This is a genomic window from Stagnihabitans sp., from assembly GCF_964946895.1.
In genome coordinates, this window is sequence record NZ_CBBQHX010000004.1 from 125,313 (window position 1) to 145,185 (window position 19,873).

General features: G+C 65.1%; 16 protein-coding genes. 10 read left to right on the forward strand and 6 right to left on the reverse strand.

The window, feature by feature from the left end; all coding sequences use genetic code 11:
• Window positions 1-2: 2 nt before the first annotated feature.
• Window positions 3-602, forward strand: a complete 600-nt coding sequence (locus AC1Y2B_RS04025; RefSeq protein ID WP_482251769.1) for an MOSC domain-containing protein — start codon at window positions 3-5, stop codon at window positions 600-602.
• Here AC1Y2B_RS04025 and AC1Y2B_RS04030 read toward each other — a convergent pair.
• Window positions 599-1,858, reverse strand: a complete 1,260-nt coding sequence (locus AC1Y2B_RS04030) for a calcium-binding protein (RefSeq protein ID WP_482251770.1) — start codon at window positions 1,856-1,858, stop codon at window positions 599-601. The genes AC1Y2B_RS04025 and AC1Y2B_RS04030 overlap by 4 nt on opposite strands.
• Before the next feature lie 246 nt (window positions 1,859-2,104).
• Between AC1Y2B_RS04030 and AC1Y2B_RS04035 the strand changes: the two genes are divergently transcribed.
• The 3 genes from AC1Y2B_RS04035 (at window position 2,105) to folD (ending at window position 5,628) form a co-directional block, all read left to right on the forward strand.
• A complete protein-coding gene (locus tag AC1Y2B_RS04035) occupies window positions 2,105-3,781 on the forward strand; it encodes a formate--tetrahydrofolate ligase (protein ID WP_482251771.1) in 1,677 nt (558 codons plus the stop codon).
• Between the two features lie 66 nt (window positions 3,782-3,847).
• Window positions 3,848-4,726, forward strand: a complete 879-nt coding sequence (locus AC1Y2B_RS04040; RefSeq protein WP_482251772.1) for a bifunctional 5,10-methylenetetrahydrofolate dehydrogenase/5,10-methenyltetrahydrofolate cyclohydrolase — start codon at window positions 3,848-3,850, stop codon at window positions 4,724-4,726.
• Between the two features lie 11 nt (window positions 4,727-4,737).
• On the forward strand, window positions 4,738-5,628 hold the full coding sequence (gene folD / locus AC1Y2B_RS04045; RefSeq protein WP_482251773.1) for a bifunctional methylenetetrahydrofolate dehydrogenase/methenyltetrahydrofolate cyclohydrolase FolD: 891 nt from the start codon (window positions 4,738-4,740) through the stop codon (window positions 5,626-5,628).
• 47 nt (window positions 5,629-5,675) lie between these two features.
• Here folD and pdeM read toward each other — a convergent pair whose 3' ends face one another.
• The 4 genes from pdeM to AC1Y2B_RS04065 form a co-directional block, all read right to left on the reverse strand.
• On the reverse strand, window positions 5,676-6,317 hold the full coding sequence (gene pdeM / locus AC1Y2B_RS04050; RefSeq protein ID WP_482251774.1) for a ligase-associated DNA damage response endonuclease PdeM: 642 nt from the start codon (window positions 6,315-6,317) through the stop codon (window positions 5,676-5,678).
• Window positions 6,318-6,392: 75 nt separating this feature from the next.
• Window positions 6,393-8,771: a ligase-associated DNA damage response DEXH box helicase gene (locus tag AC1Y2B_RS04055; protein ID WP_482251775.1), complete on the reverse strand. Its 2,379-nt coding sequence runs from the start codon at window positions 8,769-8,771 to the stop codon at window positions 6,393-6,395.
• A gap of 182 nt (window positions 8,772-8,953) precedes the next feature.
• The gene (locus AC1Y2B_RS04060; protein WP_482251776.1) at window positions 8,954-9,334 is read right to left on the reverse strand and encodes a DUF1801 domain-containing protein; all 381 of its coding nucleotides are present in this window, start codon (window positions 9,332-9,334) and stop codon (window positions 8,954-8,956) included.
• 89 nt (window positions 9,335-9,423) lie between these two features.
• Entirely contained in the window at window positions 9,424-10,092 is a 669-nt protein-coding gene (locus AC1Y2B_RS04065) for a DUF6946 family protein (RefSeq protein WP_482251777.1), read from the reverse strand.
• 168 nt (window positions 10,093-10,260) lie between these two features.
• On the opposite strand from AC1Y2B_RS04065, the gene AC1Y2B_RS04070 reads away from it, so the two are divergent.
• From AC1Y2B_RS04070 to AC1Y2B_RS04085, 4 genes are all read left to right on the forward strand, one after another.
• Window positions 10,261-11,073 carry a TIGR00282 family metallophosphoesterase gene (locus tag AC1Y2B_RS04070; protein WP_482251778.1) on the forward strand — a complete coding sequence of 271 codons (813 nt, stop codon included), beginning with the start codon at window positions 10,261-10,263 and terminating at the stop codon, window positions 11,071-11,073.
• A complete protein-coding gene (locus tag AC1Y2B_RS04075) occupies window positions 11,070-11,951 on the forward strand; it encodes a DMT family transporter (RefSeq protein ID WP_482251779.1) in 882 nt (293 codons plus the stop codon). Before AC1Y2B_RS04070 ends, AC1Y2B_RS04075 begins: the two co-directional genes overlap by 4 nt.
• A gap of 81 nt (window positions 11,952-12,032) precedes the next feature.
• Entirely contained in the window at window positions 12,033-12,773 is a 741-nt protein-coding gene (locus AC1Y2B_RS04080) for a YebC/PmpR family DNA-binding transcriptional regulator (RefSeq protein ID WP_482251780.1), read from the forward strand.
• A 76-nt stretch (window positions 12,774-12,849) separates the two neighbouring features.
• Window positions 12,850-13,776, forward strand: coding sequence for a lysophospholipid acyltransferase family protein (locus tag AC1Y2B_RS04085; protein ID WP_482251781.1), 927 nt, complete (start codon window positions 12,850-12,852; stop codon window positions 13,774-13,776).
• Here the strand turns inward: AC1Y2B_RS04085 and AC1Y2B_RS04090 are convergent, their stop codons facing one another.
• A complete protein-coding gene (locus AC1Y2B_RS04090) occupies window positions 13,777-14,640 on the reverse strand; it encodes a LysR family transcriptional regulator ArgP (protein WP_482251782.1) in 864 nt (287 codons plus the stop codon).
• Between the two features lie 86 nt (window positions 14,641-14,726).
• Here AC1Y2B_RS04090 and AC1Y2B_RS04095 point away from each other — a divergent pair, with 86 nt between their 5' ends.
• Both AC1Y2B_RS04095 and AC1Y2B_RS04100 read left to right on the forward strand, forming a co-directional pair.
• Complete coding sequence (locus AC1Y2B_RS04095; RefSeq protein ID WP_482251783.1) at window positions 14,727-15,329, forward strand: LysE/ArgO family amino acid transporter; 603 nt, start codon at window positions 14,727-14,729, stop codon at window positions 15,327-15,329.
• A 217-nt stretch (window positions 15,330-15,546) separates the two neighbouring features.
• Entirely contained in the window at window positions 15,547-19,854 is a 4,308-nt protein-coding gene (locus tag AC1Y2B_RS04100) for a DUF2793 domain-containing protein (protein ID WP_482251784.1), read from the forward strand.
• Window positions 19,855-19,873 lie beyond the last annotated feature (19 nt).

A 19,873-nucleotide genomic window follows, 5' to 3' on the forward strand; every position in this document is an offset into this window, starting at 1 on the left:
CCATGCCGATCCTGAAGCCCACCCAATTCACCGGGACAATCACCTTTCTGGGTCGGATGATTGGCGTCTATGACATCCTTCACGCCGAACCCTGCCCCACCTTGACCGCCACCTTCGCCGGCATCGAGGGCGAGGCGCATGCGGGCGACATCGTCCCCTCCTGCAGCCGGATGACGGCACAATACGCCGAGCGCACCCCGGTCGCCAACACCCGGCAGGTGTCTGTCCTGTCCTGCGAAGAGCTGGCACAGATTGCCGAGCGAATGGGCTTGGACAGCTTGTCCCCCACCCTTTTGGGGGCGACGATGGTCATCGAGGGCATCCCCGATTTCAGCCATATCCCGCCCGGCAGCCGTCTTCAGGGCTCGTCCGGGGCGACTTTGGTGGTCAACCTGAACAACCGGCCTTGCACCATCCCGTCTCGCGCGATCGAACGGGCGCATCCGGGCTTTGGCAAGCTGTTCAAACCGGCGGCCGAGGGACGCCGCGGCATCGTTGGCTGGGTCGAGCGGGAAGGCACCTTTGCGCTGGGGGACACGTTGCGCCTGCACATTCCCGACCAGCGCCCCTGGAAGCATCTGGGCGAGGCGCGGCGCGGCTAAAGCAGGAAATCGGTCGCGCTGACGGCGGCGACGCCTGCCAGCCGGATCGCGATATCCGCCGCACCGTCCCCGTTTCTGTCGCCCAGCACAAACAGATCGCTGCCGCTGACCTCAAACCGCAACTCGCCGGCGTGAAGGCCGAAATTGGCCGAGCCGATGAAGTGGAAGGCCTGATTGCCGGCCAAGATGCTGCTGGCATCCAGCAACCTGAGGTCGATCTTGTCCAGATCCGCGGTGCGGAAATCGGAGATCGTATCGCGAACCGTGTCACTGCTTTCCGCGTAATTGGCATAGACGAAATGATCCGCGCCCAGCCCGCCGGTCAGCGTGTCCCTCCCGTTGCCGCCGGTCAGCACATCCCGACCCGCGCCGCCGTTCAGATGGTCATCGCCCGCACCGCCATAAAGGTGATCCGCCCCGGCGTCGCCCCACAGATGGTCGCGGCCCGCCTCTCCTTTCACGGTGTCGTTTCCGGTTCCACCATAGCCGGTGTCGTTGCCGCCGCCCAGCATCAGGGTGTCATTGCCGCCCGCGCCCCAGAAAGCATTGTCGTTCTGGCCGAATGCCACGGTGCCCGCCACGGTGTCGGTGATCTGGTCCGCCTTGGCAGAGCCTGTCACATTGAGGAACCCGGTCAGCTGATCCCCCGCAGCGTCGCCGAAATGCCCGGTGGTCGTCGTGCCGAAGGTGATCTGCACCTGAACCCCGGCGCTGGAATGGGCATAGCTGACCGTATCCCCCGTCGTGGCGCCGCCTGACAGGGCATCTGCGCCGGCGCCGCCCTCGATGGTGTCGGCCCCTGCGCCGCCTGCGATGGTATCAGCCCCCGCATCGCCAAACAGCGCGTCGTTGCCGTCGTCTCCCAGAATGCCATCGCCCCCGTCGCCGCCGTAAATCGTGTCGTTGCCGTCCCCGCCCCACAGCGTGTCCACCTGCCCGCCGCCGCTGGCAAGATTGTCGCCAGAGATCAGGTTGCCGAACTCGTTGCCCTGAATGAAATCCTGACCATTGCTGCCGATGGCGTTTTCGATGATGCCGTTGACGACAAGCCGGTGGCCGCTGGAGTCCGGGTTGAAGTACAATGCGTCCGCCGCCGTCACCACGCCAAGGTTGGTTGCGTATTTCAGGTCAATGCTGGTGGCCACTGCATAGACCCCGATGATCTTCAGCGTATCGCTGCCCGACCCGTCATCTGTCAAAGTCACCGTTGAAGTGCCCGTCACCAATTGGTCCACGATATAAAGATCGTCCGCCAAGCCAACCTCCTTTTGCAATGTAAGCCGAGCGTATTGTTTGCACCGGATCGCGCAAGGCTTTCGTGCCGCGCGGCGTACAGAGCGAATGTTCCATTTCCGGAATGTTTTCCGCAATCATTCCATTCTTTCCGATCGGAAACCTGCTCTGGCGAATTTGACGCGGGCTTGGTCGGAAAAGCGACTCCCAAACGTCGTTTCCTTCGCTACACCCGGGGCCAACAGCCCTTTGCCCACCGGGAGTGAGACATGGCCTTCAAGACCGACATTGAGATTGCACGCGAAGCGAAGAAAAAGCCGATCCTGGAGGTCGGTGCGAAACTTGGCATCCCGTCCGAGCATCTGCTGCCCTATGGCCACGACAAGGCCAAAGTGGGCCAGGAGTTCATCAAGTCGCTGGAAGGCAAGCCGATGGGCAAGCTGATTCTGGTGACGGCGATCAACCCGACCCCGGCCGGCGAAGGCAAGACCACCACGACCGTTGGTCTGGGTGACGGCCTAAACCGGATCGGCAAGAAAGCCATCGTCTGCATCCGCGAAGCGAGCCTTGGCCCGAACTTCGGGATGAAGGGCGGGGCTGCTGGCGGCGGTTACAGCCAAGTCGTGCCGATGGAGGAGATGAACCTCCACTTCACCGGCGACTTCCACGCCATCACCTCCGCCCACAACCTGCTGTCGGCGATGATCGACAACCACATCTACTGGGGCAACAGCCTCGACATCGACGAGCGTCGCGTGATGTGGCGTCGTGTGATGGACATGAACGATCGCGCGCTGCGTGATATCGTGGTGTCCTTGGGAGGCGTCTCGAATGGCTTCCCGCGTCAGACCGGGTTTGACATCACCGTGGCCTCGGAAGTTATGGCGATCCTGTGCCTGTCCAACGACCTTGACGACCTGCAGGCCCGTCTGGGCAACATCGTGGTCGCCTACACGCGTGAGAAGAAGCCGATCTATTGCCGCGATATCAAGGCTGATGGCGCCATGACCGTGCTGCTGAAGGACGCGATGCAGCCGAACTTGGTGCAGACGCTGGAAAACAACCCGGCCTTCGTCCATGGCGGCCCGTTTGCCAACATCGCGCACGGCTGCAACTCGGTCATCGCCACCAAGACCGCGCTGCGGTTGGGTGAGTATGTCGTGACCGAAGCTGGCTTCGGGGCCGATCTGGGTGCCGAGAAGTTCTTTGACATCAAGTGCCGCAAGGCTGGTCTGAAGCCTGCCGCCGCCGTGATCGTGGCGACCGTGCGCGCCATGAAGATGAACGGCGGCGTGGCCAAGGCTGACTTGGGCACCGAAAACGTCGGTGCCGTTCAGGCCGGTTGCCCGAACCTTGGCCGTCACATTGCCAACGTCAAATCCTTCGGCGTGCCGGTGGTCGTGGCGATCAACCACTTCTTCAGCGACACCGATGCGGAAGTGGAAGCCGTGAAGGCCTATGTGGCCGAGCAGGGTGCCACCGCGTTCCTGTGCAAGCACTGGGCGCAAGGCTCGGCTGGCATTGAAGATCTGGCGCATCATGTCGTGAAGCTGGCTGAAAGCGGTGTGGCGAACTTCGCGCCGCTGTATCCGGACGAGATGGGCCTGTTTGCCAAGATCGAGACCATCGCCAAGAAGATCTACCGCGCCGATGGCGTTGATGCCGACAAGTCGATCAAGGACCAGCTGAAGACCTGGGAAGCGCAAGGCTACGGCAACCTGCCGGTCTGCATGGCGAAAACCCAGTACAGCTTCACCACCGACCCGAACACCCGTGGTGCCCCGACTGGCTTCACCATCCCCGTTCGGGAAGTGCGTCTGTCGGCTGGTGCGGGCTTCATTGTCGCGATCTGCGGTGAGATCATGACGATGCCGGGCCTGCCCAAGGTCCCCTCGGCGGAAGTGATCCGTCTGAACGACCAAGGCTTCGTCGAAGGCCTGTTCTAAGACGCGAATGCCAATGCCGCCGCCCTCTCACCGGGGCGGCGGTTTGCCTTTTGAAACGGATACTTGATGACTGCGACCCTGATCGACGGCAAAGCCATTGCCGCAAAGATGCTGGCCGAAATCCGGTCTGAGGCTGCCGCTTTGGCTGAAGCGGGCTGGCAGCCCCGTCTGATCTCGATCTCGGTCGGCGATGTGGCGGCGGCAGAGCTTTACGTGCGCAACCAGCGGCGGCATGCCGAGGCCGCAGGCGTGGCGTTTGAGGCGCGCAATTACCCCGAGACGATCTCGCTGGAGCAGCTGACCGGTGTTCTGGCGGGCCTGAATGCCGACCCGCGGGTGAACGGCATCATCATCCAGCGCCCTTTGCCGGCGCATATCCCTGTGAAAACGCTGCAGAAAGCTGTGCATCCCTTGAAGGATGTCGAAGGCATGCATCCGTCTTCGATTGGCAATATCGTGTACAACGACCTTGCCCTTGGCCCCTGCACGGCCGTCGCCGCGGTGGAGATCCTCAAGACCCTGCCCCTGAGGGTGGAGGGGTTGGATGTCTGCGTTATTGGCCACTCGGAAATCGTGGGCAAGCCGATTGCCTTCCTGATGATGGGTCTGGGGGCGACAGTGACCGTCTGCCACCATATGACGCGGCAGGTGGCGGTGCATTCGCGGGCCGCCGACGCTGTGTTTGTGGCCGTGGGCAAGCCCGGGCTGGTGACGGGTGCCATGCTGAAACCGGGTGCGGCCCTGATCGACATCGGCATCAACCGGGTCGAGGGCAAGACGGTGGGTGACGCCGATTTCGCCAGCTGTGCCGAGGTGGCGGGCTGGATCACCCCGGTTCCGGGCGGGGTGGGGCCGGTGACGGTGGCCATCCTGATGAAGAATGCGGTTCTGGCGACCGAAATGCAAATGAACCATTACCGCGCTGCCTTTGCGAGCGTGGTCTGAGGAGGACTGAGATGACGGCCAAGGTGATTGACGGCAAGGCTTTTGCAGCGGGCGTGCGGGCGCAAGTGGCCGAGCATGTGGCGAAACTTAAGGAAGAACAGGGGATTACGCCGGGTCTGGCCGTGGTTCTGGTGGGCGAGGACCCGGCCTCGAAGGTCTATGTGAAGAACAAGCATGCCTCGACGATCGAAGTTGGCATGAACTCGTTCGAGCATCGGCTGGATGCCGCGACCTCGGAAGCTGATCTGCTGGCGCTGGTGGCCAAGTTGAACGCCGATCCGGCGGTGCATGGCATTCTGGTGCAGCTGCCGCTGCCGGGGCATTTGAATTCGGATCTGGTGATCAACGCGATTGATCCGGCCAAGGATGTCGACGGGTTCCATATTTCCAACGTGGGTTTGCTGGGGACCGGGCAGAAGTCGATGGTGCCCTGCACGCCCTTGGGCTGTCTGATGATGCTGCGCGATCACCATGGGTCCCTGTCGGGGCTGAATGCGGTTGTGGTGGGGCGGTCGAACATTGTCGGCAAGCCGATGGCGCAGCTTCTGCTGGGCGACAGCTGCACGGTGACGATTGCGCATTCGCGGACCAAGGATCTGGCGGCAGTGTGCCGGGGGGCGGATATTCTGGTGGCGGCGGTCGGGCGTCCCGAGATGATCACGGGCGACTTCGTGAAGCCGGGCGCCACGGTGATCGACGTTGGCATCAACCGGATCGAGCGGGACGGCAAGGGCAAGCTGGTGGGCGACGTCCATTATGAAAGCGCTGCTGCGGTGGCGGGCGCGATCACGCCGGTGCCGGGTGGTGTGGGGCCGATGACGATTGCGTGTCTGCTGGCCAATACGCTGACCGCGTGTTGCCGGGCCAATGGGCTGGAAGAGCCGAAGGGTCTGACCGCCTAACAGGGGCCGATGGAGCATCTGACAGGGCCCGGTGCGCTGCTCCGGGCCTATTTCATTGGAATCACTAGACATTTTGGCCCCGTGAGCACGGCGAGGGCCTTGGGTTGCATCAGGGCCTGCACATCGGGGTGGTCGCAGAACAGGCCTCCGGTGTAGGCGCCGTAGGCGGGCAGGATCACCCTTGCGCTGTCGATCAGAAAACAGGGCGCGGTGCGGCCGGGCAGGCGGGCTTTTGGGTGGTAATGCCCTGATATTTCAAAGGGTTCCGCTGTCGCGATGTGGCGGAAGGTCAATCCGCCCAAGCGCAGTTCCGCGCGGTGGGTGCCGCCAAGGCTGACGGGGCCCGCATCATGGTTGCCCTCGACCCAGGTCCACTCGCGGCCGGCTTGCAGGCGGATCAGCCAGAGGCGGTCGGTTTCCTCCATCTCGCCAGCGGCGGTCAGGTCATCAAAACTGTCGCCGAGGCAGAGGACATGCCTGGGGTTTGTGGCTTCAAGATCGGCGTCAAGACGGGTGAGGGTGGCGCGGGTTTCGTAGGGCGGGAGGAGCGCGCCACCGCGACGGGCGAGGCGTTCGGATTTGCCGAAATGCAGGTCTGAAACGACCAGCAGGCCTTCGGCGGGCCAGTGCAGGGCGCCGGAGGGCAGGGCGTGCAGGCGGGCGGGGCCGAATTGGAACGTGTAGGGCATGGGAAAGCGCGCCTTTGGGAGCAGTTCGAAAGGTGCAGATACAGGGGAAAGGTTAACGGGGGAAAGAGCCTGCGTTCAGTCGAGACCCGCCGCACGCAGCAGCTGGCGGGCGGCGTCGGTGGCAAGACGCTCGCGGCCTTGGCCATGGATCGGCACGACACCGGGTTCCAGCATCAGGGGGGCGGCGAGGGGGGTGATGCGGTCAAGGCGGATCAGGTCGATCCGGGCGCCGACGCGGTCCAAAAGCGCCTCGATGCGGCCGAAGTCGACGAGGCCGCGCAGCGCTTCCTCCCGGGTGATGTCAAGGAGGAGGTGGCCGGGGTCAAAGCGGCGGAGCGTGTCGTAGAGGATGTCGGAGGAGAAGGTGGCCTGCCGGCCGGATTTGCGGCGGCCTTGATTGTTGCGCTCAATCAACCCGGCGATGATGGCGGTATTGCGGAAGGTGCGCTTCATGACGGCGTTGCCGGCCAGCCAGGTTTCCAAGCCGTCGCGGAGGCGGGTCTTGTCAAAAATCGCTGTCGTTTGAAGGGGTTCGAGGCCCCAGATCAGGGTGGCGTAGTCCGTGGCGACAAAGCCCAAGGGGGCGAGGCCGGCGGATTCCATCTCTTTGGTGACGAGGAGGCCGAGGGTTTGTTGGGCATTGCGGCCAGCGAAACCGTAGATGCACAGATGTTCGCGGCCATCGTGGGGGAAGGATTCCAGCAGCAGGCGAGACGGTTCGGGCAGGCGGGACACCTCGCGCTGGTGAAGGAGCCAGTTGGCGGTGTGATGGGGTAGGTCGGGCCAGGATTCCTGCTGAAAGATCTGCAGGATGCGGTCGGACAACTGGGTGGAGGTGGCGAATTTGGTGCCGTTGAAGACGGCGACTTTGGGCGGGCGGCCGGGGTCACGGGTGACCTCGACGGTGAGTTCGCGCAGGCCGGAGAAGCGCACCACCTCGCCGCCGATCAGGAAGGTGTCGCCGGGGGTGAGGGTGGCGGCGAAGCTTTCCTCGATCTCGCCCAAGGGGGCGTTGCGGCCTTTGAGGGCGACTTTCAGGGTCTCGATGTCGATGATGGTGCCGAGGTTTTGGCGGATCAGGGCGGCGGCGCGGGGGTCGCGCAGGGTCCATTTGCCGTCACGGATCATCAGGCGTTGCCAGCGGTCATAGGCTTTCAGCGCGTAGCCGCCGGTGGCGACGAAGTCCAGACAGGCGTCAAATTCGGCTTTGGTTATAGCGGCATAGGGGCCGGCTTGGGTGATTTCAGTGTAGAGCGCCGGGCCGTCGAAGGGCCCCGCGCAGGCGGTGGCGAGGATGTGTTGGCACAGGACATCGCGGGGGCCGGGGCCGCGCGGCTCGCCGTCGAGGGTGTGGGCTTTGACGGCTTCGAGGGCGGCCTGACACTCGACGACTTCGAAGCGGTTGGCGGGGACGAGGAGGGCCTTGGAGGGGGCGTTGTAGCGGTGGTTGGCGCGGCCGATGCGTTGGACCAAGCGCTTGATATTCTTGGGTGCGCCGACCTGGATGACGAGGTCAACGTCACCCCAGTCAAGCCCGAGGTCGAGGGAACCGGTGCAGACCACGGCGCGGAGTTGGCCTGCGGCCATGGCAGCCTCGACCCGCTCGCGCTGTTCGCGGGAGAGGGAGCCGTGGTGGATGCCGATGGGGAGCGAGTCCTCGTTGGCTAACCACAGGTTATGAAAGAAGATTTCGGCCTGGGCGCGGGTGTTGTGGAAGATCAGGGTGGTGGTGTGGCGCTTGACCTGTTCGAGGATGGCCGGGATGGCGTATTTGCCGCCGCCGCCGCTCCATGGGGGGGGCGTGTCGGTGGTCAGCATCTGGATGTCGGGGTCGGGGCCGGGGTCTGCCACAAGGATGTGTGTCTGCGGGCCGAGGAAGCGGGCGAGGGCGGGGGGGTCTTCGACGGTGGCGGAGAGGCCAATGCGCCTTAGGCCCGGGTTTAGGGTTTCGAGGCGGGCGAGTTGCAGCATCAACTGGTCGCCGCGCTTGGATTCGGCCAGCGCGTGGATTTCGTCGATGATGACGCGCTGCAGGTTGGCGAAGATTTTTGAGGAATCTTCGTAGGTTAGGAGGAGGGCGAGGCTTTCTGGCGTGGTCAGCAGGATGTGGGGCGGGTCGGCGCGCTGGCGGCGGCGCTCTGTGTAGGTGGTGTCGCCGGTGCGATCCTCGATGCGGATCGGCAGGCCGGCGCCCTCCACCGGGCGGCGCAGGTTGCGGCGGATATCTGCGGTCAGCGCCTTGAGGGGCGAGATGTAGAGCGTGTGGAGGCCTTTGTATCCGTTGGATAATTCGGCGAGCGTGGGGAGGAAGCCTGCCAGGGTCTTGCCGCCGCCGGTGGGCGCGATGAGCAGGGTGGCGGGGTTTTGCGCGCGGTCCAGCATGGCAAGCTGGTGGGGGTGAAGGGTCCAGCCTTGGGTTTGGAACCATGCGGTGAGGGAATTGGGCAGGGGCATGGGGGCAAGATAGCACGATTGCAGCCAACGGCGAGCGCTGTGTTAAACTGCGGAAATGGTGGGGAAATCCGGGACAGCACGGCGTCGTTTCGGCGTCAGGTTTGCGTCGTTTTTCTGTAGCTACGCGCGGCGGCTTGGGAAATCGGGAAGAAAAGTTAACGCCGCGCGACGAATCGGCGGACCTATTGGGCGTTGAGGGCCGCAGCTTCGCGCAGCAGCGTCTGGAACGCCCCAGCATCGATCGGGTCGCCTTGGTGCAGGTCAATGGCGCGGCGGGTGCCGCCGTCAAGGCTGGCGTTGAAAAGGTGGGCCGGGTCCGGCAGGGCCGCACCTTTGGCAAAGGTGAGTTTGACGACGGCCTTGTAGGTCTCTCCGGTGCAGATCATGCCGTTTTGATACCAGACCGGAACGCCGCGCCATTTCCAGTCTTCGATGACATTGGGCAGGGCGTCCTGAATCAGGGCGCGGAGGCGGGCGAGCGTTTCGCCACGCCAGTCGGCAAGTTCGGCAATGCGGGCTGTGATCTTTTGCGGGGCAGAGGGGTCGTGGGTGGTGGGGGGCATTGGGTGGCCTGTGGCAAGGATGCGACGAGTTTACAGGCGGCAGGGGTTTGCGTCGAGTGATGTGCTGGGAAGAAGGTCGGTTTTGCATTCTACGTTTCGGGGATGAGGCCGGTGGCCCAGCCGAGAGTCAGCGTCATGCCGGACGGCAGGTTGTGGCTGATTGGCGTGCCGAGGGTCGCGGTCTGGCCGAGGGCTGCGCAAAAGGCCGCGTAGTCTTCGAACCAGCGGTGATTGGCGGAGAAGGAGTGCACGATCATCGCGGCGCGGTCGGTCTTGAAGCGTGCGGCTTCGATCACGGCGGCTGCCGCGCGATGGAAGAGTTGGTAGCGTAGGTGCCGTGGCGGCGGGTAGGCGCAGCCGAGCAGAGCACAAAGTGCCGTGAGACGAGTAATCTTGCCATCGGAGGCATCGGTCAACCAATCGCCGATGGTGGGACCAAAAGGCTCGTTCACCTTGGCTTCCACCGCGAGGGCAATGGTCTGGCCGCCGCACCGGACGAGAGCGAAAACGTCGCATTGGCTTTCACGGCCGCGGCCGGGAAGCGCGACCTTGTGTTCAGGAATGGCGAGGAGAAGTTCGGCATCCGGGCCAAGACTGGCCGCGATTTCGGTCGGCAAGCCGGAGGGCAGGCGGCTTGCCGCCTCCCACGACAGGGCAGCGGACATGGCGGAGTATCCCGGTCGCCAGTGCTTTTCAGAATCCGCAAGGAGGCTGCGCCAGTCTTCGGGGGAAGTGGTGGGAATAAGGATCTTGCTCATCTTGGACTTTCAAAGGGCTGAAGAAGATTGGTTGTGCCCAGGGTAGAAAAGATATTAGGCGGAAGAGAGGCAGATTGCCGGAGTTTGCTGCCAAACATGGGCAGATTGCCCCTCCTGCATGTCGCCTTTGAGGTTGCGGCATGGACGCTGCGAGGCTATCCCGCGCCTATGAAAATACTGTTCCTTGGCGATGTGATGGGCAAGACCGGGCGGACCGGGATTGCGGAGCGGTTGCCTGCTTTGCGGGCGGCTTGGGGCCTCGATTTTGTGGTGGTGAATGGGGAGAATGCCAGCGCGGGCGCCGGGCTGACCCCGGAGCATGCCAAGCTGATCCTGAATGCCGGGGCGGATTGTGTGACGCTGGGCGACCATGCCTTCGATCAAAAGGACATGATGTCCTTCATCGAGCAGGAGCCGCGGATCATCCGGCCGCTGAACTTTTCCAAGATCGCTCCGGGGCGCGGGGCCAAGGTGTTTGAGGCGACGCAAGGGCGCAAGGTGCTGGTGACGCAGGCTTTGGGGCAGGTGTTCATGAAGCGGCCGTTTGATGATCCGTTCAGTGCTGTGGAGGCGGTGTTGAAGACGCATCCTTTGGGCGGGATGGTGCAGGCGGTGGTGGTGGATATCCATGCCGAGGCGACATCCGAGAAGATGGCGATGGGGCATTGGTGCGATGGGCAGGCGTCGCTGGTCGTGGGCACCCATACCCATGTGCCGACGGGCGATGCGATGATCCTGAACAAGGGGACGGCGTATCTGACCGATGCCGGGATGTGTGGGGACTATGACAGCGTGATCGGGATGGAGAAGCTGGAGCCCTTGCGGCGTTTCATCACCGGCATGGCCTCCAGCCGGTTCGAGCCGGCGGGGGGCGAGGCCACGCTGTCGGGGGTTTACGTCGAGACGGATGACCGCACCGGCAAGGCGCTGAAGGTGTCGATGATCCGGCAGGGCGGACGGTTGCAGCAGGCGGCACCGTGACGCGCTGGCAGAGTGTCGGCGCGCTGGTCTTGATTGGCGTCGGCTGGGGCTCGACCCAGCCTTTGGGCAAGATTGCCGCCTCGACCGGGCATCCGCCGCTGGCGCTGATCCTGTGGCAGTTGGTGGTGTGCGTGCTGGTGCTGGGGGCCCTGACGCTGGGGCGTGGCAAGCGGCTGGTGCTGACGCGGCGGGCGCTGGTGTTTTATCTGGTGGTGGCGGTCAGCGGGACGCTGGTGCCGAACCTGACCTTCTACATCTCGGTTCATCGGTTGCCGGCGGGGATCATGTCGATCCTGATCTCGACCATCCCGTTGATTTCGTTCCCGTTGAATCTGGCCTTGGGGGCGGATCGGTTCGAGGTCAAGCGGCTGGCGGGCCTGCTGTTGGGGCTGGCGGGGGTGGCGATCATCGCGGCACCGGGGGCGACCCTGGCGCCGGGGCTGGTGGTGTTTCTGCCGGTGGCGCTGATTGGCCCGTGTTTTTATGCGATGGAGGGCACCTTTGTGGCCCGGTTTGGCATGGCGGGGATGGACCCGGTGCAGGCGATGTTCGGCGCGAGCCTGGCGGGGTTGCTGATGTGCCTGCCTTTGGTTCTGCTGACGGGATCATGGGTCAGCCCGATGCCGCCCTGGGGCATGGCGGAGGGGGCGCTGGTGCTGTCCTCGGCGTTGCATGCCTGTCTTTATGCGGGCTATGTCGGTCTGGCGGCCAAGGCGGGGGCGGTGTTTGCCAGCCAGTCGTCCTATGTGGTGACGGCGGCGGGCCTGTGCTGGGCGATGGTTCTGTTGGGGGAGCGGTTCTCTCCGCTGGTGTTTGTGGCCTTGGGGGTGATGCTTGTGGGCGTGACGCTGGTGCGACCGCGGATCAAGGCGGCCTGAGACGCAGGGCTGCACGGGCTTGCGGTTTGGGGGGGCGCTGGTGTAGAGGACGGCAGCACCAAAAGGCGGGGATCACGGGTCATGTCAGGGCATTCCAAATGGTCGACCATCAAGCACAAAAAGGGCAAGACTGATGCGATCCGCTCGAAGACGTTTTCCAAGCTGAGCAAGGAAATCACCGTCGCAGCGAAGATGGGCATGCCCGACCCGGACATGAACCCGCGTCTGCGGCTGGCGATCAAAGCCGCCAAGGCGCAATCCATGCCCAAGGACGTGATCGACCGCGCCATCAAGAAGAGCCAGATGGGCGATGCGGCGGATTATACGGAAATCCGCTATGAAGGCTACGGCGTCAACGGCATCGCGATCATCTGCGAGGCGCTGACCGACAACATGAACCGCACCGCATCGAACGTGCGCAGCTATTTCACCAAATGCGGCGGCAATCTGGGGCAGACCGGGTCGGTCAGCCACTCGTTCGACCGGGTGGGCGAGATTTCCTATCCGGCGTCGGCGGGGTCTGCCGATGACGTGATGATGGCCGCACTGGATGCCGGCGCGGATGACGTGGAATCGGATGACGAGGGGCACTGGGTCTATTGCCAGATGGAAGACCTTGCCTCTGTCTCGGACGCGCTGGAAAAGGCGCTGGGCGAGTCGACCGAATCCAAGCTGGTGTGGAAGCCGCAGACGCTGACCGTGGTCGATCTGGAGACCGCGCAGAAGCTGCTGCGGCTGGTGGACATGCTGGAGGAGGATGACGACGTGCAGTCTGTCACCCATAACTTCGACATTCCCGAGGATGTCGCTGCACAGCTGTAAGCTGTCATCGTCGTGTCACGCAATCGAGTCATTGGCTTTTGGATGAAGCCTTGGGCTTTTCCGAAAGGGTCTGGTGATGATCGAACAGGACGCGGCGGAGTTCTTTGACGGGATGCCGGACGCGGCAGACGCGCCGCAGATGGGCTTTTCGTCTGGGCCGATCTTCACCTATTCCACGCCGCAGATGCCCTGGCTGCGCCGGACGCTGATCCGCACGGTGGAACGGCTGAGCGGCCGCGCCGGGTTTGAGCGGCTGTATCGCACCTGGCAGAAGAAGCCGCGCGATGCGCAGGCCACGATCTTCACCGAAGCGATCCGCGAACTGGGCCTGCGTGCGGACACTCCGGCCGAGGAGCTGGCCCGGATACCGTCCAGCGGGCCGCTGCTGGTGGTGTCAAACCATCCCTATGGCATCGTGGACGGGCTTTACATCGGGCATCTGATCGGATCGGTCCGCAAGGATGTGAAGCTGATCTGCCATTCGCTGCTGTGCCAGCCGCGCGAGGCGCGCGACGTGTTGCTGCCGATTGATTTCGGCGCGGGCCCAGAGGCGCGGCGCACCTCGGCCGAGACGCGGCGCAAGGCGGTGGAGTGGCTGGATCAGGGCCATGCGCTGATCATCTTTCCGGCGGGCGGGGTTGCCACCTCGGTCACGCCGTTCGCACGCAAGGCGGCGGATTTCGAGTGGCATCCGTTTGTGTCGCGGCTGGCGCGGCGGGCGGGGGTGAAGACGCTGGCGCTGTATGTCGGCGGGCAGAACTCGCGGCTGTTCCAGGGGGTCAGCCATTTTTCCTATGTGCTGCGGGTGGCGCTGATCTTCTTTGAGACCAGGCGCAAGATGAACCGCCCGCTGACGGTGCGCGTCGCCGAGCCGGTGGACTGCGCCGAGATGGGCAAGGGCGACGTGGTGGGATGGCTGCGGGCGCGGACCTATGCGATGGCCGAACCGGGCGGGCCAAGGGCGGAAGATGTGTTTGTCTTCCCCAAGCGGATCGTCGTCTGATCACAGGGCTTTTGCCGCCTGTTGCAGGGCCTGGGTCAAGGGCGCCATGGCGCGGGCGGTCAGGCGGTTGAACTGCCAGTACAGCTGGATGTCGAACGGGTTTTCCGGGCTGAGGTCGATCAGCCCGCCGCTGGCCAGATGCCGTTCCACCAGCGCCTGCGGGTTCAGGCCCCAGCCCAGGCCACAGAGGCAGGCCTCGACAAAGCCATGGCTGGAGGCAAGGCGGTGGCTGGGCAACGCGACGTTTTGGCCGGTCAGGCGGTGGGCCCATTGTGTCTGCAAACCGTCCTTGTCGTTGAAGCGCAGGGCCGGGGCAAGGGACAGGGTGTCAGGCGTCAGACCCATGGCGAACCAGCGGGCGGCGAAGGCCGGGCTGGCGGTGGCGCGGTAGCGCAGGCGGCCCAGGGCAACGGTGTCGCAGCCTTGCAGCGGGCCGGGATGCGAGGTGATGGCGGCGGCCACCTCTCCGCGTTTCAAGAGGTCCTGGGAGAAGTCCTGGTCGTCGATCAGGATGTCGTAAAGGAAGCCCTCGGTGGCCGCCAGCGCGGGGATGACCCAGGTGGCGAGGCTGTCGGCGTTGATGGCGATGCGCAGGTGGGCCGGGCCGGTTGGCGCGTGAAGGTCATCAGCCAGTGCCCTGTTCAGAAGGGCGATTTCCTCGTGATGGCGGACAAGGCGCAGGCCGGTTTCGGTGGCGCTGCAGGGCTGGCCGCGGCGGATCAGCAGGGTGCCGGCCGCCTCCTCCAGCGCCTTGATGCGTTGGGATATGGCGGAGGGCGTGACATGCAGGTCGGCGGCGGCAAGGTCAAACGAGCCGCGGCGGTGGACCATGGCAAGGGCGGCGAGTTGGGCGGGGTCGAACATTAGCGCGCCTTATGCAACGGCAGATGGATTAACTTGAGTGAAGCGGCGCGGATGAGCTAGGTCAAGCGCGAACAGGGAGAGATGCGATGATCGCGGCGGCGCTGCATGGGTTTGTGACGGGGTTGAGCCTGATCCTTGCGATTGGGGCGCAGAATGCCTTTGTGCTGCGGCAGGGCATCCGGCGGGAGCATGTCGGTGCGGTGGTGGCCCTGTGCGCGGTGTCGGACGCCGTGCTGATTGCCTGCGGCGTGGCGGGGTTTGGCGCGGTGACGGCGGCCCTGCCGTGGATCGTGCCGGTGATGCGCTGGTTTGGCGTGGCGTTTCTGGTCTGGTATGGTGCCAAGCGGTTCCTGGCGGCCAGCGCCGGGGGAGAGGCGCTGATGCCCTCGGCCGACGCGCCGACGCCGCTGGGGCGGGTGGTGGCGACGATTGCCCTGCTGACCTGGGCCAATCCGCATGTCTATCTGGACACGATGGTGCTGCTGGGGTCGATCTCGACCCATTACGCGCCGGATCAGGCGGCCTTTGGGGCGGGGGCGGCGCTGTCCTCGCTGACCTTCTTTGCCGCGCTTGGCTATGGCGCAAGGCTGCTGGCACCGTTGTTTGCCAAGCCGCGGGCCTGGGTCGTGCTGGAAGGGGTGGTGGGGCTGACGATGTGGAGCATCGCGCTGACCCTGGCCTTGGGCTGAGGCGTCCCCGCGGGGCGGCGCACCACGCCTTTCATTTGCTCCTTTGGAAATACTCTCGGGGGGTGCAGGGGGGCCGAGGCCCCCCTGCCGCGCCGGCCGGAGGCCCCTGCGGCGGGGGGTGTTGCGCGATGGGCCCGGGCAGCGTGCGCCGTGGTTACCGGGACTTCAGGACCTTTGCCTAGTTTGCCCGACCAAAGCGATCCCCGCGGAGGTTTTCATGACGAACAAAACGGCCCTGCAGTTGCTGCCCCTGATTGCCCCGGCGCAGGCGCAAAAGCATGTCACGCACAACGCCGCGCTGACGGCGCTGGACGTGCTGGTCCAGACCTCGGCGAAAAGCCGGACCCTGACGGTGGCGCCGGGCGGGGCGGTGAGCGGCGATTGCTATATCGTGGCGGCGGGGGCCACGGGCAGCTGGCTGGGGCAGGATCTGAACGTCGCCGTCTTTTCGGGGACGTTCTGGGATTTCTATGTGCCCAAGACCGGCTGGCGGGTCTGGATCGAGGCAGAGACGACCGAGGCGGTGTTTGATGGCACGGTCTGGACCACCTCGGCCGAGCGGAGCGAGCGGGTGGCGGCGCTGGGAATCTCGGCCACGGCGGATGACACCAACCGCTTGACGGTGTCTTCGGATGCATCGCTGTTCAGCCATGCCGGGGCGGGGCATCAGCTGAAGATCAACAAGGCGCATGCCGGCGATACGGCGAGTGTGCTGTTCCAGACCGGCTTTTCGGGCCGGGCCGAGATGGGCACGGTGGGCGGCAGTGACTTTGTGCTGAAGGTCAGCGCCGATGGCACGACCTTCCTGACCGGCCTGACGGTGGAGGCGGCGACGGGGCGGGTGATTGCCGCGCATGGGGTGAACGTGGCGCCGGGGGCCGGGGAGCCCTCCAGCCCGCAGAATGGTGACATCTGGTACAACGCCACCACCGGCAAGCTGCGGGCGCGGCAGAACGGCGTTTCGGTCGACATGATCGAGGTCGTGGCCGCGCAGATCAGCGACGCCAGCACGGCGGGGCGGGCCCTGCTGACGGCGGCGGATGCGGCAGCGCAGCGCAGCCTGTTGTCGGCAGAGTCCACGGCCGGCAAGGGCGTGGCCAATGGCTATGCCGGGCTGGACAGCAGCGGCAAGGTGCCTGCGGCGCAGCTGCCGTCTTATGTGGACGACGTGCTGGAGTTCGCCAATCTGGCCGCGCTGCCGGGCGTCGGCGAGACGGGCAAGATCTATGTGACGCTGGACACGTCGAAGACCTATCGCTGGTCAGGCTCGGCCTATGTGCTGATCGCGGCGGGCACGGCGGCGTGGAGCGACATCACCGGGCGGCCCACCACGGTGTCGGGCTTTGGCATCACGGATGCGGTGGACCTGACCAGCAGCCAAAGCATCGGCGGCGCCAAGACCTTTACCGGCGGCGTGACCTTCACCGGGCCGACCATCACGGCGGATTCCAATTTCACGCTGCAGGATGATGTCGACAGCAGCAAGAAGGCCCAGTTCCAGCTGTCCGGGATTGCGACCGGAGCGACGCTGAGCTTTGCCTTGCCCAATGCCTCTGGCACGCTGGCGACGCTGAGCGGGATCGCGCAGACTTTTACCAATACGACGACCTTTTCCGGGCAAACCGTCTCGGTTGGTACCTTTGCGGGGGCGGGGGCGGCCACCTATGGGCTTGGCATCGGGGCGACGCCGTCGGGAAGCACAAAGTCGGTCAATGTCGGGACGGCGGGGGCTTCGGGGTCAACCACGGCGATTGCCGTGGGCTCTGCGGTCAGTGGGGCTTTGGGGTCGTTGACGATCAACAGCCCGACGACCGGTTTTGGCGCAAACGCCACCGCGTTCAACATATCGGACGCGATCTTCACGCTGCAGGACAATGGCGATGCCACCAAGCAGGCGAGGTTCGAGCTTTCGGGCCTGACCACGGCCACGACCCGGACGCTGACCGTGCCGGATGCCAGCGGGACGCTGGCGTTGAACACGGTCTTCACCGCGGCCGCCAATGGCCTGACACCGGCCAGCGGCGGCGGCTCGACCAATTTCCTGCGGGCGGATGGGACTTGGGCGGCACCGGCGGGCGGCGGCGGCAGCCTGGCCTATGCGGCGCTGACCGGGGTTCCGGCGGCTATTCATGCCGTGGACGTGCTGACCCCGGCGGCGGATTCGCTGGCCTATTACACCGGCACCAGCACGGGCGCGCTGACCACGCTGAGTGGTTATGGCCGCACGCTGATTGACGACGCCGACGCCAATACCGCGCGCTCCACGCTGGAGCGGCAGGATTTTGCGAGCCGGGCGGCTTTGGTGACCTGGGCCACCGGGCGCACACCGGCGGTTGGGCTGGTGATGAAGGCGGGCGGCTTTGCCTATCGCTATATCGGGTCGGGGACGGCGATTTCCGATCTGCCGGGCTGGGTGCCCGATGCGGTTGCGACGGCGGTGCATTTCGGTGCGGATCTGACGGGGACCACCTCGGCCATCACGGCGGTTTCGGCGCTGCTGGACTATGTCAACGGGCTGGGCGGCGGTCTGGCGCTGATGCCGGCGGGGACCTATCTTTGGGCGGGACAGCTGAGCAAGCAGGGCCTGAACAAGGTGATCCTTGAGGGCGAGGGCAATGTCACCAAGCTGGTGCGCACCGGCAACCGCACCCAGGCGGCGATCCGGTTCTGGGGCGGCGCCAACAACCGCATCCGCCGCATGATGATTGATTGCGCGGGCTATGCCGGGCGCGGGTTCTTTCTGGGCGACCAGTTCACCGGGATCGAGGATTGCGAGTGCAACAATTGCCCGGACCGTCCCTTTGGCATGCAGGGCGGCGGCAATACGACGTACGGTCTGGACAGCGCGGGCCGCACCTCGGACGATTCCGGCTTTACCACGGCGAGTTTCTTTCCGCTGGGCTGCTATTTCGAGAATTGCCGTGCGACCCGGTCGGGCAACACCGCCTTCAGCCAGAAGCAGATGCCGCATTCGCGGATTCAGAAGTGCACGGCGCAGAACAGCTATTCGGAGGGCATCACAGTCGACCGCTGCGATTATTCTGTCGTGGCCTCGAACACGCTGTTGAATGTGGCGCTGATCGACACCTCGCAGTTCCCGGATCTGGATGCGGGGACGGGCTTTCTGTCGGCGGGCGGTGGCGGTGTGGGCGGCATCGGCATTGACGGCTCGACCGGGGCGCGGGTGGTCAAGAACTCGATCATCGGGGTGCAGACCACGACGACGACCCGCAACAACCGCTCTCGGGTGGCGATCAGCTTTGTGAACAACATTCAGGCGGCGAATGGCTGCCAGATCGAGGGCAACCACATCGCCGATGCCAAGGGCGGCATCTGGCTGAAGGGCACCGGATCGGGGGCGGCGGGCAACAACTTCCGCCATGCCATCACCGGCAACGTGTTTGACAGCATGGGCACGGCGGCGGGCACCGGGATTGCGCAGTTCGGTGCGATCTGGATCGACGCGGGCTGCACGGACAACGTGATCACCGGCAACACCCAGATCGGCGGCGTGCCGCTGATCACCGGGGCCAGCAGCGCCAACGTGATCGACCAGATGGCGGCGAACACGGTCCGGGGCAACGCCACCGGCAGTCTGGCGCTGGGGCAGGACCTGACCGGCACCCAGGTCACCGCGATGCTGGACACGGTGGGCAGCACGCTGAAGGGGCTGGCCCCGGCCTCGGGCGGGGGGACTGCGAATTTCCTGCGGGCGGATGGCACCTGGGCTGTGCCGCCCGTGACCACGACGCTGGCCTGGTCGGCGCTGACCGGCACGCCCACCACGCTTGCCGGCTATGGCATCACGGATGCGGTGGCGTTGAGCGGGGCGCAGACGGTGGCGGGCGCCAAGACCTTCTCGGCGCCGATGGTGCTGGGCGGGCAATCCGCCGACCCGTCCGGCCCGGCCAATGGCACGGTCTGGTACAATTCGACCACCAATCAGCTGAAGGCGCAGACGGCCAGCGGGGCGCTGAGCATCGACAGTCAGGCGAGCATGGGCTGGCTGACCCCGGTGTCTGGCGATTACATGCTGACGACGATCGGGGCGGGCGGGGCCACCAGCACGCTGGCCGGGGCTGCGGCGCGGATCGACATGTTCCCCTTCACCGCCCGCGCCGACACGCCGGTGACCGGGCTGGCGGTGAACGTCACCACGCTGGTCGCCGCGGCCTTGGGCAAGATCGTGGTCTATGACTCGGATGCCAACGGAAGGCCCAATGCGCTGCTGGTCGAGACGGCGGATCTGGACTTCTCGACCACGGGGGTCAAGACGGCGACGGTGTCGCTGACCCTGCGGCAGGGCAAGACCTACTGGCTGGGCATCCGCCACAGTTCGACGGCGACGCTGTCGGCCTGGCTTGGCACGGCGACGCCGGACATCAACGGCGGCGCCCCGGTGACAACGGCGCGCAAGGTCATCCGGCGGACGCTGACCTATGCCACGGCGGCCACCTCGACCTGGGGCTGGTCGGCGGCGGAGATCAACACCGCCTTGGCCACCGCGATCTGGCTGAAGGTCTGAACGGACAGGAGAGCGATAC

Excerpts from the sequence above, each read along its gene's own strand:
- AC1Y2B_RS04025 (WP_482251769.1), top strand. The coding sequence starts at position 3 with ATGCCGATCCTGAAGCCCACCCAATTCACCGGGACAATCACCTTTCTG.
- AC1Y2B_RS04090 (WP_482251782.1), bottom strand. The coding sequence starts at position 14,640 with ATGTTCGACCCCGCCCAACTCGCCGCCCTTGCCATGGTCCACCGCCGC.
- AC1Y2B_RS04035 (WP_482251771.1), top strand. The coding sequence starts at position 2,105 with ATGGCCTTCAAGACCGACATTGAGATTGCACGCGAAGCGAAGAAAAAG.
- AC1Y2B_RS04070 (WP_482251778.1), top strand. The coding sequence starts at position 10,261 with ATGAAAATACTGTTCCTTGGCGATGTGATGGGCAAGACCGGGCGGACC.
- AC1Y2B_RS04080 (WP_482251780.1), top strand. The coding sequence starts at position 12,033 with ATGTCAGGGCATTCCAAATGGTCGACCATCAAGCACAAAAAGGGCAAG.
- AC1Y2B_RS04095 (WP_482251783.1), top strand. The coding sequence starts at position 14,727 with ATGATCGCGGCGGCGCTGCATGGGTTTGTGACGGGGTTGAGCCTGATC.
- AC1Y2B_RS04085 (WP_482251781.1), top strand. The coding sequence starts at position 12,850 with ATGATCGAACAGGACGCGGCGGAGTTCTTTGACGGGATGCCGGACGCG.
- AC1Y2B_RS04055 (WP_482251775.1), bottom strand. The coding sequence starts at position 8,771 with ATGCCCCTGCCCAATTCCCTCACCGCATGGTTCCAAACCCAAGGCTGG.
- pdeM (WP_482251774.1), bottom strand. The coding sequence starts at position 6,317 with ATGCCCTACACGTTCCAATTCGGCCCCGCCCGCCTGCACGCCCTGCCC.
- AC1Y2B_RS04100 (WP_482251784.1), top strand. The coding sequence starts at position 15,547 with ATGACGAACAAAACGGCCCTGCAGTTGCTGCCCCTGATTGCCCCGGCG.
- folD (WP_482251773.1), top strand. The coding sequence starts at position 4,738 with ATGACGGCCAAGGTGATTGACGGCAAGGCTTTTGCAGCGGGCGTGCGG.
- AC1Y2B_RS04040 (WP_482251772.1), top strand. The coding sequence starts at position 3,848 with ATGACTGCGACCCTGATCGACGGCAAAGCCATTGCCGCAAAGATGCTG.
- AC1Y2B_RS04065 (WP_482251777.1), bottom strand. The coding sequence starts at position 10,092 with ATGAGCAAGATCCTTATTCCCACCACTTCCCCCGAAGACTGGCGCAGC.
- AC1Y2B_RS04060 (WP_482251776.1), bottom strand. The coding sequence starts at position 9,334 with ATGCCCCCCACCACCCACGACCCCTCTGCCCCGCAAAAGATCACAGCC.